Source organism: Pseudomonas brassicacearum subsp. brassicacearum (assembly GCF_008801605.1).
Lineage (GTDB): Bacteria > Pseudomonadota > Gammaproteobacteria > Pseudomonadales > Pseudomonadaceae > Aquipseudomonas > Aquipseudomonas brassicacearum.
In genome coordinates this window covers 24,949-40,455 of record NZ_VZPJ01000015.1, presented here as the reverse complement: position 1 = coordinate 40,455, position 15,507 = coordinate 24,949, and the positions used below count along the sequence as shown (strand labels likewise).

16 protein-coding genes are annotated in these 15,507 nt (G+C 61.5%); 3 read left to right on the top strand and 13 right to left on the bottom strand.

Translation table 11 applies throughout. The features are described 5' to 3' along the window. Positions 1 to 94: 94 nt before the first annotated feature. The 3 genes from F7R20_RS26090 to F7R20_RS26080 all read right to left on the bottom strand — a co-directional run bounded on the left by F7R20_RS26090 (position 95) and on the right by F7R20_RS26080 (position 2,319). A complete protein-coding gene (locus F7R20_RS26090; protein ID WP_003202845.1) occupies positions 95 to 532 on the bottom strand; it encodes a DUF3995 domain-containing protein in 438 nt (145 codons plus the stop codon). Between the two features lie 139 nt (positions 533 to 671). After that, positions 672 to 1,682 carry an ABC transporter substrate-binding protein gene (locus F7R20_RS26085; protein ID WP_003202848.1) on the bottom strand — a complete coding sequence of 337 codons (1,011 nt, stop codon included), beginning with the start codon at positions 1,680 to 1,682 and terminating at the stop codon, positions 672 to 674. A 187-nt stretch (positions 1,683 to 1,869) separates the two neighbouring features. Continuing rightward, on the bottom strand, positions 1,870 to 2,319 hold the full coding sequence (locus F7R20_RS26080) for a hypothetical protein (protein WP_003202850.1): 450 nt from the start codon (positions 2,317 to 2,319) through the stop codon (positions 1,870 to 1,872). A gap of 427 nt (positions 2,320 to 2,746) precedes the next feature. Here F7R20_RS26080 and F7R20_RS32415 point away from each other — a divergent pair, with 427 nt between their 5' ends. The 3 genes from F7R20_RS32415 (at position 2,747) to F7R20_RS26065 (ending at position 3,669) form a co-directional block, all read left to right on the top strand. Continuing rightward, the gene (locus tag F7R20_RS32415) at positions 2,747 to 2,983 is read left to right on the top strand and encodes a hypothetical protein (RefSeq protein WP_087945352.1); all 237 of its coding nucleotides are present in this window, start codon (positions 2,747 to 2,749) and stop codon (positions 2,981 to 2,983) included. 131 nt (positions 2,984 to 3,114) lie between these two features. Next, complete coding sequence (locus F7R20_RS26070) at positions 3,115 to 3,345, top strand: hypothetical protein (protein WP_003202853.1); 231 nt, start codon at positions 3,115 to 3,117, stop codon at positions 3,343 to 3,345. 87 nt (positions 3,346 to 3,432) lie between these two features. After that, positions 3,433 to 3,669 (top strand): DUF2789 family protein, encoded by a 237-nt coding sequence (locus F7R20_RS26065; protein ID WP_003202855.1) that lies wholly within the window; start codon positions 3,433 to 3,435, stop codon positions 3,667 to 3,669. Positions 3,670 to 3,739: 70 nt separating this feature from the next. On the opposite strand, the gene F7R20_RS26060 is transcribed toward F7R20_RS26065, so the two are convergent. The 10 genes from F7R20_RS26060 to F7R20_RS26010 all read right to left on the bottom strand — a co-directional run bounded on the left by F7R20_RS26060 (position 3,740) and on the right by F7R20_RS26010 (position 15,480). After that, entirely contained in the window at positions 3,740 to 5,344 is a 1,605-nt protein-coding gene (locus F7R20_RS26060; RefSeq protein ID WP_003202857.1) for a methyl-accepting chemotaxis protein, read from the bottom strand. Positions 5,345 to 5,523: 179 nt separating this feature from the next. Next, entirely contained in the window at positions 5,524 to 5,928 is a 405-nt protein-coding gene (locus F7R20_RS26055) for a TraR/DksA family transcriptional regulator (RefSeq protein WP_003202859.1), read from the bottom strand. A gap of 327 nt (positions 5,929 to 6,255) precedes the next feature. Continuing rightward, positions 6,256 to 7,278 (bottom strand): ABC transporter permease, encoded by a 1,023-nt coding sequence (locus F7R20_RS26050; RefSeq protein ID WP_003202861.1) that lies wholly within the window; start codon positions 7,276 to 7,278, stop codon positions 6,256 to 6,258. A gap of 34 nt (positions 7,279 to 7,312) precedes the next feature. Then, positions 7,313 to 8,866 carry a sugar ABC transporter ATP-binding protein gene (locus F7R20_RS26045; RefSeq protein WP_003202863.1) on the bottom strand — a complete coding sequence of 518 codons (1,554 nt, stop codon included), beginning with the start codon at positions 8,864 to 8,866 and terminating at the stop codon, positions 7,313 to 7,315. Positions 8,867 to 8,943: 77 nt separating this feature from the next. After that, entirely contained in the window at positions 8,944 to 9,870 is a 927-nt protein-coding gene (locus F7R20_RS26040) for a sugar ABC transporter substrate-binding protein (protein ID WP_003202865.1), read from the bottom strand. Between the two features lie 51 nt (positions 9,871 to 9,921). Further along, complete coding sequence (locus F7R20_RS31735; RefSeq protein WP_003202866.1) at positions 9,922 to 10,074, bottom strand: hypothetical protein; 153 nt, start codon at positions 10,072 to 10,074, stop codon at positions 9,922 to 9,924. Between the two features lie 142 nt (positions 10,075 to 10,216). Beyond that, the gene (locus F7R20_RS26035) at positions 10,217 to 11,269 is read right to left on the bottom strand and encodes a Gfo/Idh/MocA family protein (protein WP_003202869.1); all 1,053 of its coding nucleotides are present in this window, start codon (positions 11,267 to 11,269) and stop codon (positions 10,217 to 10,219) included. A gap of 266 nt (positions 11,270 to 11,535) precedes the next feature. Then, positions 11,536 to 12,546: a Gfo/Idh/MocA family protein gene (locus F7R20_RS26025; RefSeq protein ID WP_003202870.1), complete on the bottom strand. Its 1,011-nt coding sequence runs from the start codon at positions 12,544 to 12,546 to the stop codon at positions 11,536 to 11,538. Between the two features lie 29 nt (positions 12,547 to 12,575). Further along, entirely contained in the window at positions 12,576 to 14,507 is a 1,932-nt protein-coding gene (iolD, locus tag F7R20_RS26020; RefSeq protein WP_003202872.1) for a 3D-(3,5/4)-trihydroxycyclohexane-1,2-dione acylhydrolase (decyclizing), read from the bottom strand. A gap of 151 nt (positions 14,508 to 14,658) precedes the next feature. Next, a complete protein-coding gene (locus F7R20_RS26010; RefSeq protein ID WP_003202873.1) occupies positions 14,659 to 15,480 on the bottom strand; it encodes a TIM barrel protein in 822 nt (273 codons plus the stop codon). Positions 15,481 to 15,507: the final 27 nt, after the last annotated feature.

Sequence of the window (15,507 nt, the reverse complement as noted above, 5' to 3'; positions counted from 1 at the left end):
TCCCGTGACACTCTGCGTCACCTTCCAGAAGCGGAACGCGGAGCGTCCCTGGCGACGTTCCCACGCAGGAGCGTGGGAACGATCGATATGAAACTCAGGTCCACGCCACCGTCAGCAACCCGGCCCCAAGCACCACGCACAGCGGCGAATAGACCCAGGTGTCGAGCCTGGCGAAGGTCGAGCCCTTGACCTCCTTGAAGAAACCCACCAGCTCCGACTCGCCAATGGCCCGGGCGAACATCAGCAAGGCGATCGCGCTGATCAGCCACTGCAACGCCCGATGGGTGACCGGCTGCGCCAGCAGGCCGACCCGCAGGCACACCAGCAGCGCCACCATCAGCAGTGCCAGGGCCACCAGCAAGGTCAGCCAGCCCGAAGGATCGAACGCCGGTCGCAACGCCTCCCCCTGCTTCACCGGCACCTGAGGCACCACTGCCTTGGTCGCCCACCGCCCACCCAGGGCCCAATACATATGAATCAAGCTGATGGTCGCAAACACTGCGACCAGCGACCGAGCCAATAAAAGCGTCATTCGCCAGCCTCCTGAAAAAGGTTGAACAATCATCCTAGCTTGAATTTGGCATTTCGCTGGACGGGCGTAGGTTGCCAGTTTCCAGCGAATGACTCATTGCCCAGGATCAAGAGTTCAACCTGCCGGCACGCGCGCTGCCCTACAGACCGGCGGAGACCTTGTCCGCCACCTCCTTGGGCAGCCAGGCCTGCCAGACCTGCGGATGCGCCTTGAGGAACGCCTCGGCGGCTTCGCGGGGTGGCGTGCGCTTCTCGCTCATGTCGGCCAGGGCCTTGTTCAACGGTTCGATGGGCAAATCGACCTTGCTGAAGAACTCGGCAATATCCGGGTATTGCTTCTGGAACGGCGCGGACACGCCAATCGACAGTTTCGAGGCCAGTGAACGGGTGGGCTTCGGGTTGGGGTTATCGGCGTCGGTCAGGGTTTTCCAGGCCTCGGCATCGAACGGTGGCTCTTGCAACTGCACCAGCTTGAAGCGCCCGAGCAGTGGCGTGGGCGACCAGTAATAAAACAGGATCGGCTTGCCCCGGCGGATCGTCGAACTGATTTCCGCATCCAGCGCCGCCCCCGAACCGCTGCGAAAATTCACGTAGCTGTCAGACAAGCCGTACGCCTTGAGCTTCTGTTTGTTGACCACCTCGGAGGTCCAGCCAATGGGGCTGTTGAGGAAGCGGCCCTTGTCGGGGCTCTCCGGATCCTTGAACACATGCTTGTAGCGCGCCAGGTCTTCGACGCTGCGCAGGTCCGGCGCCAGGGGCTTGATGCCCTTGGCCGGGTCGCCCTTGATGACGTACTCGGGCACCCACCAACCTTCCGTCGCGCCTTTGACCGTATCGCCCAAGGCGACCACCTTGCCTTCGGCCTCGGCCTTGACCCACACCGGGCTGCGGCCGGCCCACTCCTCGCCGATCACCTGGATGTCGTTATTGGCCAGGGCGGTTTCCAGGGTAATGGTGGTGCCCGGCAATGTGTCGGTCTGCAACCCATAGCCTTTTTCGACGATGATCCGCAGGATATCGGTGATCAGGCTGCCACTTTCCCAGTTCAAGTCGGCAAAGTGGATCGGCGCTGTGGCAGCCGACGCCGGAAGGGGTGAAACCAACACCGCGAAGGTGGCCCAGGCAGCCAGCCACTGTCGAACTCGTTTCATGCTTTGCACCTCATGCCAGATACAGCAATAGCTGAACGGCCCTGCGTAACCGAACGCAAGCCCTGAATAGTTCAGTCAATTGACTGTAGCCGAGGTTCCAGCGAGATCTTGCGAAACTGTCAGCGGTTTGGGCGCACAGCCCCCCGCAAGCCCGATGCCTACGCGCTTTTCAGCGGTCCGGAAGCGATCACTCGCTGGCCTTGAAGGTCACCAGTTCGCCCTTGCGCCACTTGGCGGCCTTGGCGGTGACCGCCTTCAGGGTCTTGGTCAAGCCTTCTTGCAGTTGTTCGTTGGCCGCAAACACGGTCACCACGCTGTGGCCTTCCTTGAACAGGATTGCCTGACCACCGGGGGTCGTGACGAAGGCGTAATCGCCAAGGCCATAGACCGTCAGCTTGATTTCGCGAAAGCGGATTTCAAACTTGCCACCTTCGCGGCTGGGCAACACCGCTGCGCGAAAATGATCACCGACCTTGAGTTCGAGCCTGGGCTTGTCATCGACCACCAGGGCCGACTCGGTGTCGATTTCGGCGACATAAATACCTTCGGCGGTCTGCTCGGTGATGTAGACGAAACGTGACTGGAAGAGTTTGACCAGTTTTGCCCGCAGGTCACCAAGTACGAATAACGCATGCATGTCGAGATTACTTACTGCCAAGGAAACATCCCCATTTTTGAAAAAGGCCCGCCCTGCACAAAGGACGGACCACGAGAACCCGTGCCGACTGTAGTGTCGTAATGGACCTGTAATTGAAATTCGAAGTGAACGGCGCGCCCTGTCCCGGGCCGAGAGCAGACTAAAGGTTGCCGCTCTCGCCGTCTTTCCCGGGGGGTCGCCAGAGGCTGAAGGAAAAAGCCACTCTGAGCATCGGAAAAGATGGGACTACTAACTTTAGGGAAATTTCTCACTTAAAAAAGCATTTTTCTGACATCAAGCCCAAAAAAAATTGCTTTAGATAGGCGCAGCCGTCCACACGACACTGCCGATTCTAGAGCAGCCGAAGGCGTGGAGACTACTCGAAGTACTCGGCAATTCGTCGGTAAACCATAGAAAAGGAATTCACATGGCCACTTTCACAACCCTGCCCCACCCCTTTCCACCTTGCATTGTCGATACAGCTGACAGCTTCGACGGGGTCGATTGCCTGCCTATTTCGTTGATACAGCCGCGTTATCGGGTGGTTTTGGCCGGTAAGTGTTTTTTTCACATTGAGGAAACATCGACCGGACGTGTAAGAGGCTTCCGAACCGATCATAACGAAGCCTGCTACTTGGCCAGGCGTCTCGAAAGCAGCGCCTGAGCTCATCTATGCCCGTCCATGACTTAACTCAGCCGTCGACGGGCAACTGCTGCCATACTGCCCGCCCAGCGAAGCCGTCGCCCATCGACGGATCGCGCACCCATAGCATGACTTCGAGGAGAAGGCGCGACGTGACGGAATTTGATATCGGCGAATTTTTTATCCGGGGCGAAGCCAGAGAAGTCGAAGGCGAGTTCCAGGCCGTCATCGTTATGCGCGCCAAGCCACCCTTGACTACCGTCAGTTGCCACCAGGTGGAGAAGGATCGCTGGTTCAAGACCGCGGAGATCGCTGCCGAGGCTGCCAGGGAAGCCGCCAAGGCGTTGAAGGCCGCCGTGGATGAAGGGGCCCTGAAAGCCTGAGCCCGATCGAACTCCTGATGACCGCTTGCCTCAGATAAAGGGAAGCACCGAGGCGCCACGACGGCGCCCCGCCAAAAGGAGACTCCCATGGAACAACCTTCCCACGAACTCAAGACCCTGTTCGACCAACTGGGCCTGCCCTCCGACGACAAGGCCATCGACGATTTCATCATCGCCCACCCGCTGGCCCCGGAGATCAAGCTGGTGGAGGCCGATTTCTGGTCGGACCAGCAAAAAGACCTGCTCCGGGAATGGCTGCTCGCCGACGGCGAAGAGGCGGTGCTGGTGGATCAGTTGAACGTGCGTCTGCACGACGGCAAGTAGCCTCAAGAGCCACCACCGCTTTTTGTGGCGAGGGGGATTTACCTGTGGGAGCAAAGCTTGCTCCCACAGCCTAGCGCGGCTTCTCGGGTTTGTAGCCCAGGCGCAAACCACCCCAATGACGTCCCTTGAGCATGATCGGAACCGAGAGATCGTGCATCAACTCCCCCGTATCGCGGGTGTAGGTCTGGAGCAGTACAGGTTGCTGGTGGCTGCCGCAGCGGATCCCGGTGCGGTCGGAGAACTTGCGCTTGGTGCGGTTATTCACCGTGTCCACCTGGGGATCGCCGGTCAGCGGCTGGCTGAAGACCTTGTTATGGGTCGGCACGTAGCCCTGCTGGGTGCAGGCAATCGCAAACACCAGGCCCTCATGCCGGGCAAGCAAGGGCTCCTGGATCGCTGGCAGTACCTGGTCGGTGTAACGGTCGAAACGGGTCTGGAATTTGGCTGGCTGGGTATTGGGTATCGGCTGGTAGTTGCGGTCGAACAGGTCCTCCAGGCTGACACGGCCCTGGTCGATATCGGCTTCGAACTGCGCAGCGATCTGGCTCGCCCCTTCCCGTGCCAGGTCGTAGACCCGTTGGTGATAATCGTCGAGGCCCACCTCGGCCAGGCGTTCGCTGATGGTTTCGGCCTGACCTTCCATTTGCACGGCCGCCTCGGCCAGGCGCTGGGTCTGCTGGTCGCTGATGGACAGATCGCCGCGCATCTGCTCGATGGCGTGGAACAGGCTGTCGAGTTGTTCGCGATTGGTGTCGGTGCCTTCGGCGATGGCGCTGACCTGGGTTTCGACGCCGGCGGCGAGCCGGGCGATGTTTTCCAGATGCTGGCCGGTATGCTCGACCTGCTGCACGCCAATGTCCAGGTCAGCGGCCAGTTGACGAATCTGCTCCACCACCTGGGCGGTGCGCTGCTGGATGTCGGCCACCATCACCCCGACCTCGCCGGTCGCCGCAGCCGTGCGCCCGGCCAGGCCACGAACCTCATCGGCCACCACCGCGAACCCACGGCCATGCTCTCCGGCCCGCGCCGCCTCGATGGCCGCGTTCAGCGCCAGCAGGTTGGTCTGGCTGGCGATCGACTGGATCACCAGGCTGACCCGCTGGATTTCATCGCTGCGCACACTCAAGGCCTCGATCAACTCGCGGCTGTCGTTTGCGCGCTGGCTGAGCTGGTGCATGCGGCTGATGGACTCCACCAGCTCGCTGCGCCCGGCCAGGCTGCTGCGATGGGCCTCGCTGGCGGCGCTCAGGGCTTGCTGGCTGAGTTGCGAAGTGGCTTGCTCGGTGGCGATCATCGATTCGGCATTGCTGACGATCTGCGCCGCCGCGTCGAGTTGGGACTGGACCTTGCCGGCCAGTTGCTTGACCGAATAGGCGACACCGGCCGCTGACAGCGCGTTATGGCTGGTGGTGTAGGACAGGTCGCGGGTCAGCTCGGCCAGTGTGTCGGTCGCGAGTGCGGGCGCCGCGGCCACGCGCGAACGCAGGCGCGGCAACCAGACGATGAGCATGACCAGCGGCAGGCCCAGGTACAGCGACCAGCCGCCCAGGGCCATGCCGCACAACAGCAATGCCAGGGCGAGACTCTGCAAGGTCGGCGTCAGCCAGCGCGCCGTGCTTTTTGTCTCAGGTACCGAGGCCGGCACCGCACCCGTCAGCGTTCCGTCTGTCGCCATGTTCGTCACCCACATTCTCGTTGTTATAACCGCATTAAACGCCACTACAGAGCCATTATCCATGGTCCATTAGTCGCGTTCTTGCAGCAGATCAACGGGATTAGACGAACGAGCACGGGCGAAAGCAAAAGATCGCGGCCTTCGTCAAAAGGTCGCGATCTTTTTTTGGAAAACCCGAATCAGGCCTGACGCTGGTGCTTGTCGATCTGTTCGTGACGTTCCTGGGCTTCGATGCAGTACTTGGTGGTCGGGCTGATCAGCAGGCGCTTGAGGCCGATCGGCTCGCCGCTGTCGTCGCACCAGCCGAAGCTGTCGTCGTTGATACGGTCCAGGGCCTGCTCCAACTGTGGCAGCATCCGCTGGTCGCGATCGATGGCGTTGACCAGCCAGGTACGCTCTTCTTCTACGGAAGCAGCGTCCGCCGGGTCAGCCGGGGTATCCAGGCTCTCAATGGCGATTCGGTTCTGTTCGATGCGCTCGTGGGTTTCGACTTTCATGTTCTGCAACAGCTTGGTGAAGAAAGCCAGCTGCTCGGCATTCATGTAGTCATCCGCCGGCATGGCCAGCAACTTTTCCTTTGTCATTGATATCTCTATAAAAAAACGTGCATTAAGGCGAATTATGGAGCGTCCCGCAGCGCAGCTGCCACGCTCATCAGGAAGGCGCCGCCGATTCCAAGCGCCACCCGGCACTCAATTTACGAGGGGCGGCAGTCTAAGGCCGAGTCGAGGCCTCAGCAACTGAAAACATAGGGAAAATGTCCGACAACCCCTTCAAATGTTCTCTGACAGGCTTTTGGCAGTCATCGGAGTGCGTTTATAACAAGAAATTCGGTGCAATAGCTGTATTAAGAAGACAAATGGCAACGCCACGCGGGTCAGGCGTGGCGCTTTGTCACAACTTCCCGGGGCTCAGCGCTTGAGCTTGCGCTTGTTGCGGTACTGGTCGATGACCACCGCCACCACGATGATCAGCCCTTTGATGATGTCCTGGATGTAGGCATCGACACCGACAAAGGTGAAACCGCTGGCCATCACCCCAAGGATCAGCGCCCCGATCACGGTGCCGGTGATGCGCCCCACCCCGCCCGCCAGGCTGGTGCCGCCGATCACGGCCGCGGCAATCGCGTCCAGTTCATAGGACATGCCCATGCCCGCCTGCCCCGTCGCCGCTCGCGCCGAGGCCACCACGCCGGCCAACCCCGCCAGCAACCCGGCAATGCTGTAGACGATCACCAGGTGGCGCTTGACGTTGATGCCTGATGTGCGTGCCGCCTGCATGTTGCCGCCGATGGCGTAGGTGTACTTGCCATACTTGGTGTAGCGCAGGGCGATGTGAAAGATCACCGCCACCACCAGGAAGATGATCACCGGCATCGCCCCATGCCCGATGGCGGTATAGGAATCGGACAGCATGCTCACCGGTTGGCCTTCGGTGTAGTAGCGCGCCAGGCCACGGGCCGAGACCATCATGCCGAGGGTGGCAATGAACGGCGGAATACCGGTAACGGCGATGATGCTGCCGTTGATTGCCCCGGCCAGCAGCCCTACGCCGAGCCCCGCCACTACCGGTATCCACACCGGCAAATCCGTCAAGGAGGGAAACACCGCCCGGGCGAAGTCAGAAGTCTGGGCCAGACTGGCGGCAATCATCGCCGACAGCGCCAGCACCGAGCCGGACGACAGGTCGATACCGGTGGTGATGATCACCTGGGTCACGCCGATGGCCAGCAGGCCGATGATCGACACTTGCAGGATCATCAGCACCAGGCGCTGGGAGTTCATCAGGAAACTCTGGTCGCGCATGATCCAGCCGAACATTTCGAACACCAGGCCGATGCCGATCAGCACCAGGAAGATACTCAGTTCCGTCGGCAGTCGCCGGCGCGCCCTGGCCGGTGCGGCCGCGGGTTTGTTTTCCAGTATCGCGTTCATAACCATTCACCTTTTTTATCTGGACTGACGGGCATCAGGACAGGCCTGAAGCCAATTGCATGACTCGTTCCTGGGTCGCTTCGCTGCGGTCGAGGGTGCCCATCAGGTCGCCTTCGTGCATCACCATGACCCGGTCGCTCATGCCCAGTACTTCCGGCAGCTCCGAGGAAATCATGATCACCGCCATGCCTTCGCTGGCGAGGTAGGAAATCAGCCGGTAGATCTCGGCCTTGGCACCGACATCGATGCCACGGGTCGGCTCGTCGAGGATCAGGATGCGCGGGTTGGTCATCAGCCAGCGGGCCAGCAACGCTTTCTGCTGGTTGCCGCCAGACAAGGTATCGATGCACTGTTCCAGCGACGGGGTCTTGACCCGCAGCTTCTTGCACATGTCCTCACACAAGGCGCGCAGGGCTTTCTGCTGGATGAAGCCGTTGCCCACGTAATGGGGCAGCACGGCCATCTCCATGTTTTCCAGCACCGACAGGCACGGGAACAGGCCACTGAGCTTGCGGTCCTCGGTCAACAGCGCGAAGCCTTTCTCGATGGCCATGTGCGGGTCGCTGATGCGCACCGGTTGGCCGTCCAGCAGGATTTCGCCGCCGGTACTCGGGGTCACGCCGAAAATCGCCTCGGCCACGTTGGTCCGGCCCGAGCCCATCAACCCGGCGATGCCCAGGATCTCCCCGGCATGCAGGTCGAAGGACACGCCTTTGAAGATGCCGTCCAGGCTCAGGTCGCGCACCGACAGCACCAAATCGCCGATGGGTTGCTCCCGTACCGGGAACAACTGGCTCAGTTCGCGCCCGACCATCATCGAAATCAGGCTGTCACCGTCCATGCTGTCGGCCCGTTGCAGGCCGATGTAGGCACCGTCGCGAAACACCGCCACTTCATCGGCGATGGCAAACACCTCGTTCATTTTGTGGGTGATGTAGATGATGCCCTTACCCTGGGACTTGAGGTCGGCAATGATCGAGAACAGGTGGGCGACTTCGGTCTCGGTAATGGCCGAGGTCGGCTCGTCCATGATCAGGATGTCGGAGTCGTAGGACACGGCCTTGGCAATCTCCACCATCTGCCGCTCGGCGATGCTCAGGTTGCCGACCTGCTCCTCGGGGTCGAGCTTGATGCGCAGGCGCTCCAACAGGCGGGCGGTGCAGCGATGCATCTCGCCATGGTCGACCATGTGCAGGCCGTTGAGCTGCTCGCGACCGATCCAGATGTTTTCGGCGATGCTCATGTGGGGCATCAGGTTCAGTTCCTGATGGATCATCGCGATGCCGGCCTGCAAGGCCGCCAGCGGCGTGTCGAACGTCACCGGCTTGCCGCGCAGGCGCAGTTCGCCGGCGTCCGGCTGGTAGATACCGGCGATGATTTTCATCAAGGTGGATTTGCCCGCGCCATTCTCGCCCATCAGGGCCAGCACGGAACCGGGGCGTACCCGCAGTTGTACATCGGACAGGGCCACCACGCCGGGAAAGCCTTTGCTGACATTGACGACTTCCAGCAGATACGGTTCATCAGGTATTGCGTCCGGCCGGAAAGTCATCGCCGGGGCGCTCGAAGCAGTCGCTGAAGCGAACATGATCAGGTACTCCCTCGGCAAGGTCGGCGTTGCAACCTTGCCTGTTTATTGTTGTGGTGGGACCGGTGCGTCAAACGTCACTTGAACTGATCGACGTTTTCCGGCGTGATCAGGCGATACGGCACCCAGACGGACTGCTCGACCGGTTGTTTCTTGACCATTTTCACCGCGGTGTCGATCGAGCCGTCGGCCTGGCCCTTGGCGTCCTGGAACACCGAGACGGCCATCTCGCCTTTCTTGATCGCGTTCAAGCCGTCCGGTGTGCCATCGACCCCGGCAATCAATACGCTGCCCTTCTTGGTGCCCGCTTGCTTGAGGGCCATGGCGGCACCGATGGCCATCTCGTCGTTGTTGGACACCACGGCATTGAAATCGCGGCCCTGGGTCAGCCAGTCGTTGACCAGGGTCATGCCCTTGTCCCGGGACCAGGTGCCAGTCTGCTCCTGCTCGATCTTGATGCCCGGGTACTTGGCCAGCACTTCCTTGACGCCCTTGGTGCGGTTGGTGGTGGAGTTGTTGGCGAGGTCGCCCAGCAGGATCACGATGTCGCCTTTGCCGCCCATCTTGTCGGCCAGGTATTGCATCTGCATGCGGCCGGCTTCCAGGTCATCGGAGGCCACGGTGACCACGCCTTCTGGCAACTTCGGATCATCCGGACGGCGGTTGACATAAACCAGTGGGATACCGGCGGCCACGGCGGCCTTGGTGATGCGCTGGGTCGCGGCGGTGTCCACCGGGTTGACGATGAGCGCGTCGACTTTCTGGCTGATGAAGCTTTCCACCTGGCTCAGTTGCTTGACCACGTCACTGCGCGCGTCTTCGAACTGCAGGGTGACGCCGTCCGGCAGGGACTTGGCTTTCTTGTCCATGGATTCGCGCAGGTAAGTCAACCAGGTGTCATCGAACTGGGACATGCTGACGCCGATCTTCAGGTCCGCCAGGGCAGCGCCGCTGGTGAGCATCAACGACAGGGCCAGCGAGGCGATACGGGTCTTGGTCTTCATGAACGGTCTTTCTCCACTTTTTTGTTGGTTTTATGGATAAGGCGTGACGGATCAGGAACGGGGCAAACGCACGATGGGCGCGCCGGGCATGCAACACACCATGGCGCCGTTACGCTGGATACACAGGGATTCGAACAGGGGGAGAACTGCGGACAGGCGCAGCAGATGTGGCAGGTGAAACGCAGAGCGGCTGAAGGTTTTCATCGACGGTACCTAGCTGTGTTTCTTGTTTTTGTTTCGTCTGGCATCCGTTCAAGGCTGGCTTGGCGGGAGACAGACAGGATTGTCGGTAACCTGGAATTGACTTTATTGGAAAATATTTTCCATATCAACTCATTTTAGAATTTTATTCGTTTTTTATTCCATGGCCGACAGGCGTCGATAAACGCACCATTTCGCCCTGCTCGGCACTCTGCCTGGCGGCATCAAGAATGCGCGTGGTCGCCAATGCATCACGGGCCTCCACCGGCAGCGGGCCAGCGCCCTGCAACGCGGTTTGCAGGTGTTGGTAGAACGCCAGCCAGCAGCCACGCTCCGAGGTCACCCGCTCGCGCTCGGTGCCGTGTTCGAACCAGCCCCAGCGCCGATGCTCTTCAGCGCCCCAGCGTTCACCCTCGGTCGCCGGGCTCAGGCCCGCCAGCGCCTGGGCTTCCTGGCCGTCCAGGCCTTCAACGGTATAGCAGCCCTGGGTGCCGTTGACCCGAAAGCGCGGGCGCGCTGCGTTTTGCACGCAATTGCCGCTCAAGTGGGAAATCACGCCGCTGGCATGGGTCAAGGACATGAAGAAGCCGTTGTCGAACACCTGGCCGGGCTGGCGGTAGTCCAGCTCGGCGTAGACCCGCTCCACCGGCCCGAACAGTTGCAGCGCCTGGTCCACCAGGTGGCTGCCCAAATCGCGCAGGAACCCGCCTCCGCTGCCTTTGCCGACCGAGGCCGGCGAATAGCGCTCGACGCTGGATTCAAAACGAATGACCTGCCCCAGGGCGCCTGACGCCAGCAGTTTGCGCAAGGTCAGGAAATCCGAATCCCAACGGCGGTTCTGGTACACGCTCAACGGCACGTTGTGTTGTTCGGCGGCCATCACCATCGCCTCGGCCTGTGCTGCATCCCAGGCAAAAGGCTTGTCGCTGACCACCGCCACGCCGAGGTCGATGGCTTGCATCACCACCTCCGGGCGACCGTCCAGCGGCGTGGACACCACCACCGCATCAACGCCCGCTGCGACCAATTCTTCGAGGGAGTCAAAGGCTTGGACGTGCGGATAATCACTCGCCAGCTGCTGGCGCCGCTCGGCAGACCGGGTCACCACGCCGACGAACGTAGCCCCGGGCAGACTGCTGATCAGCGGCGCATGAAAAAACCGCCCGCCCTTGCCGTAGCCCACTAGTCCGATTCGCATGAAAACTCCTTAGATCACGGTTTGAATGCAGTCCCTGTGGGAGCTGAGCCTGCTCGCGAAGACGGCGGCACATTCAGCATCAATGCAAGCTGATCCACCGCCATCGCGAGCAAGCTCGGCTCCCACAATTTGACCGAGTACCTTCAGGGGAAACGCGGTCGACTGTGGGAGCGGGCTTGCTCGCGAAGGCGGCGGATCCTCCAGCAGTAATGTCGACTGACCCACCGCTATCGCGAGCAAGCTCGCTCCCACATTTTTGGACGGTGTTAGCCGTAGAAACGCGGGCGCTCGGGCAGTTCGACCTTGACGATCTGCCCACTCTGCTGCGCTTGGACACAGGCATCCGCCGCCACCGCTGCGGCAAAACCATCCCAGGCCGACGGCCCGCCCACCTGCCCGGCGCGCACGCCGTCGATGAAGGCCTGCAATTCGACGTCGTAGGCCGCGATGAAACGGTCCTTCCAGTCCATCAGGATCGCATTCGACAATTTCGCGCCACTGCGCAATTGCACCTGGGACGGTTCAGGGAGCTTGGCGATGCCGGTCTCCCCCACCACTTCGCACTGGATGTCGTAGCCGTACTGGCAGTTGACGAACACTTCGACGTCGATGCGCGTGCCCCGGGCGGTTTCCAGCAGGACGATCTGCGGGTCGCGCAAATGGGCCAGGGCCTTGCTGGTCTTGCGCGGAAACACCACCTGCACCGACACGTAGTCATCGGCCAGCAGCCAGCGCAACACATCCAGCTCATGGATCAAGGTGTCGGTGATCGCCATGTCGGTCTTGTAGTTTTCGCCCACGCTCGGGTTGCGGTGGGCGCAATGCAGCATCAGCGGCTCGCCGATCTGGCCGCTGTCGATCACCGCCTTCAGCGCGCGATAACCTTCATCGTAAGGGCGCATGAAACCGACCTGCACCAGGCGCTTGCCGTGGGCGATTTCAGCCTCGACGATCTTGCGGCAGCCTTCGGCCGTGACGGCCAGGGGCTTTTCACAGAACACCGGTTTGCCCGCCGCAATCGCCGCCAGCACGAACTCTTCGTGGCTGGGGCCCCAGGAGGTGACGAGGATCGCCTCCACGTCCGGCGCCTTGATCAATGCATGACCGTCGGGGTAGACCTCGGCGGTCAGCTTGAGATCGGCAACGATCTTGGCCGCTTGTTGCAGGTTGATGTCGGTCACCGCCACCACCTGGCTGTTGAGCAAGGTCTGGCTGCAACGACGGATATGGTCCTGGCCGATGGCCCCGGTGCCGATGACGCCCAGCTTCAAAGACATGAAAAACTCCTTTCGTAGTGTTGGGGCAATCAGTATTGACGGGCCTTGGCCAGTCGTTCGTTGAGGGTCTTGGCGACCGCATCGGTGCGGGCGCTGGTGGACACCTGCGCCACGCCGACCCGCCACCACGACAGGTATTTGTGGATCATGGTCTTGGGCAAAACCTTGATATCGATCAGCGTCGAGACGCTCTGGCGCCGCGCATCGGCCAGGGCCGTGTGCAGCTCATCGAGGGTCTTGACCTTGTAGGTCTTGCAGCCATAGGCCGCGGCACTCATGGCGAAGTCCACCGGCACAAAACCGCCGTCGAGCTTGCCCGTCTCGGGGTTGCGAAAGCGGAACTCGGTGCCGAAGCTGTCCATGCCGTGTTCCATTTGCAGGTTGTTGATGCAACCGAAGGTCATGTTGTCCAGCAGCACCACATTGACCTTGCGGCGCTCCTGGATCGAGGTCGCCAGCTCCGAGTGCAGCATCATGTAAGAGCCGTCGCCCACCAGGGCGTAGACCTCTTTGTCGGGCTCGGCGAGCTTCACCCCCAGCGCCGCATTCACCTCGTAGCCCATGCACGAATAACCGTACTCGACGTGATAGGTGTTCACGCCCTTGCTGCGCCAGCTGCGCTGCAAGTCGCCGGGCAGGCTGCCAGCGGCGGCGACAATGATCGCGTCATCCGCCAGGGTCTGGTTGAGGGTGCCGAGAACGCGGCTCTGGGTCAGGCAGGAACCGGTGAGTTCGATGAATTCGCGAAACACCGCCGGGTCCATGTGATCGTTGATTTCCGGGACAAAATCCTCGACCTGGAAATCCGCCTGATAGATCCGGTCCACTTCCGCGTCCAGCTGGACCTTGGCATCGGCGATCTGCCCGCCCCATTCGGCGCGATAGTCGCCCATCGCAGCGGACAATGCCTCCAGTCCCGAACGGGCGTCCGCCAGCAATTGCACGCCGTCGAGCTTCAACGCATCGCACGGGCTGATGTTGAGGTTGAGGAACTGCACATCCGGGTGCTGGAACAGCCATTTCGATGCCGTGGTGAAATCGCTGTAGCGGGTGCCGATACCGATGATCAGGTCGGCTTTCTTGGCCAGCAGGTTTGCCGCCAGGCAACCGGTTTCGCCGACACCGCCGACGTTCAGTGGGTGACTGGACACCACCGCGCTCTTGCCGGCCTGAGTCTCGGCGAACGGAATGTCGAAGCGCTCGGCAAAGGCCTGCAACGCGGCGTTGGCACCGGCGTAGCGCACGCCGCCGCCACAGATGATCAACGGCTGGCGCTTGCCCTTGAGCAGCGCCAGGGCATCGCCGAGCATCGCTTCAGTGGCCGGGCGACGGTCAATGCGATGGACACGTTTTTGCAGGAAGTAATCCGGGTAATCGTAGGCTTCGGCCTGTACGTCCTGGGGCAAGGCCAAGGTCACCGCGCCGGTTTCGGCCGGGTCGGTCAGCACGCGCATCGCATGGATCGCAGCAGTCATCAGTTGCTCGGGGCGGTTGATGCGATCCCAGTATTTGCTCACGGCCTTGAAGGCATCGTTGGTGCTGATGCTCAGGTCATGGAACTGCTCGATCTGCTGCAGCACCGGGTCTGGCTGGCGACTGGCGTAGACGTCGCCGGGCAATAGCAGCAATGGGATACGGTTGGCCGTCGCGGTGGCCGCGGCGGTCAGCATGTTCGCCGCACCGGGGCCCACCGACGAGCTGCAGGCGTAGATCTTGCGCCGCAGATGCTGCTTGGCAAAACCGATGGCGGCATGGGCCATGCCTTGCTCGTTACGGCCCTGATGGACTACCAGGTCGCCGCTGTCCTGCTCCAGCGCCTGGCCCAGGCCCAGCACGTTGCCGTGGCCAAAAATGGTAAAGACCCCGGCGACAAACTTGCTCTGAACGCCATCGACCTCGATGTACTGGTTATCGAGGAATTTCACCAGGGCCTGGGCCATGGTCAGTCGTGTTGTGGTCATGCTTGCACCTTTTCAAACGCAACTCGGTCAAGTGTGGGAGCGAGCTTGCTCGCGATAGCGGTGTGTCAGGCAGCTCAGATGTTGAGTGTGCCGCCGTCATCGCGAGCAAGCTCGCTCCCACAGGGGGTTCTCCAGCGTTCAGGGAATCGGGTCAGGCCTGGGAGCTCTGCAGGTGGTTCATGCTCGCCCCCAACGCCTGGCGGATGTCGGCCAGGTCATGGACGCTCTCGGCGAACGGCTCGAAGGACAGGTAGCCCTCGTAGCCACCGGCCCGCAGCGCCTCGATCTGCACGGCATTGCCAAGGATGTCGGCCGCGCCCACCAGCACTCGGTGGCCGTCACGGATCGTCGCCAGCGGCGCCTGGGCATCCTCGACGCCGGAGATGTGCACCAGCCCGGTCAGCTCGGGGAAGAACTCCTGTTCACCGGCCAAATGATGGTGAAAGGTGTCATGCACCAGGCGGAACACATCCAGCCCGCCAATGCTCTTGATCGCTTCCACCGCCGTGCGTTTGCGGCGCAGCGAGCACTCTTCGAAACCCAGGGGCTCGATGAAACCGTAGATGCCAAAGGCGCGCAGGATCGGCGCCAGTTCACTGAGGGCCGTACGCAGCCCCGCCGCACGCTCGGCCTCGCTGCGCGGGTCGGCGCGGTCGTTGAGCGGGCACATCACCAGCCCCTCGGCGCCGCATTCGCGGGCGTAGTCGGCCAGCCGCACGGCCTGGGCGCGGCGTTCTTCGTTCCACACGTCAAAGGGGTAAAGGGCGTTGATCGACAGCACCTTGATGCCACGCTCCTCGCACAACTCGCGCACCCGGGCCGGCGGCATGCCGTCTTCGATCTCGACGCCCTTCAGATCGTTGCGGATCTCGATGGCATCGGTTTTCAATGCCAGTGCCAAGTCGATGAAAGCGGGCAGTGACAGGCGTGGCGCAACCATTCGGTTCAAGGCAAAACGCAGGGGCTTGTTCATTGTTGTTCTCCCTCCGGCAGTCATTCA

Bases quoted from the DNA above. Each gene is read 5' to 3' on its own strand.
- F7R20_RS26090 (WP_003202845.1), bottom strand. From the start codon at position 532: ATGACGCTTTTATTGGCTCGGTCGCTGGTCGCAGTGTTTGCGACCATC.
- F7R20_RS26085 (WP_003202848.1), bottom strand. From the start codon at position 1,682: ATGAAACGAGTTCGACAGTGGCTGGCTGCCTGGGCCACCTTCGCGGTG.
- F7R20_RS26080 (WP_003202850.1), bottom strand. From the start codon at position 2,319: ATGCATGCGTTATTCGTACTTGGTGACCTGCGGGCAAAACTGGTCAAA.
- F7R20_RS32415 (WP_087945352.1), top strand. From the start codon at position 2,747: ATGGCCACTTTCACAACCCTGCCCCACCCCTTTCCACCTTGCATTGTC.
- F7R20_RS26065 (WP_003202855.1), top strand. From the start codon at position 3,433: ATGGAACAACCTTCCCACGAACTCAAGACCCTGTTCGACCAACTGGGC.
- F7R20_RS26060 (WP_003202857.1), bottom strand. From the start codon at position 5,344: ATGGCGACAGACGGAACGCTGACGGGTGCGGTGCCGGCCTCGGTACCT.
- F7R20_RS26055 (WP_003202859.1), bottom strand. From the start codon at position 5,928: ATGACAAAGGAAAAGTTGCTGGCCATGCCGGCGGATGACTACATGAAT.
- F7R20_RS26050 (WP_003202861.1), bottom strand. From the start codon at position 7,278: ATGAACGCGATACTGGAAAACAAACCCGCGGCCGCACCGGCCAGGGCG.
- F7R20_RS26045 (WP_003202863.1), bottom strand. From the start codon at position 8,866: ATGTTCGCTTCAGCGACTGCTTCGAGCGCCCCGGCGATGACTTTCCGG.
- F7R20_RS26040 (WP_003202865.1), bottom strand. From the start codon at position 9,870: ATGAAGACCAAGACCCGTATCGCCTCGCTGGCCCTGTCGTTGATGCTC.
- F7R20_RS31735 (WP_003202866.1), bottom strand. From the start codon at position 10,074: ATGAAAACCTTCAGCCGCTCTGCGTTTCACCTGCCACATCTGCTGCGC.
- F7R20_RS26035 (WP_003202869.1), bottom strand. From the start codon at position 11,269: ATGCGAATCGGACTAGTGGGCTACGGCAAGGGCGGGCGGTTTTTTCAT.
- F7R20_RS26025 (WP_003202870.1), bottom strand. From the start codon at position 12,546: ATGTCTTTGAAGCTGGGCGTCATCGGCACCGGGGCCATCGGCCAGGAC.
- iolD (WP_003202872.1), bottom strand. From the start codon at position 14,507: ATGACCACAACACGACTGACCATGGCCCAGGCCCTGGTGAAATTCCTC.
- F7R20_RS26010 (WP_003202873.1), bottom strand. From the start codon at position 15,480: ATGAACAAGCCCCTGCGTTTTGCCTTGAACCGAATGGTTGCGCCACGC.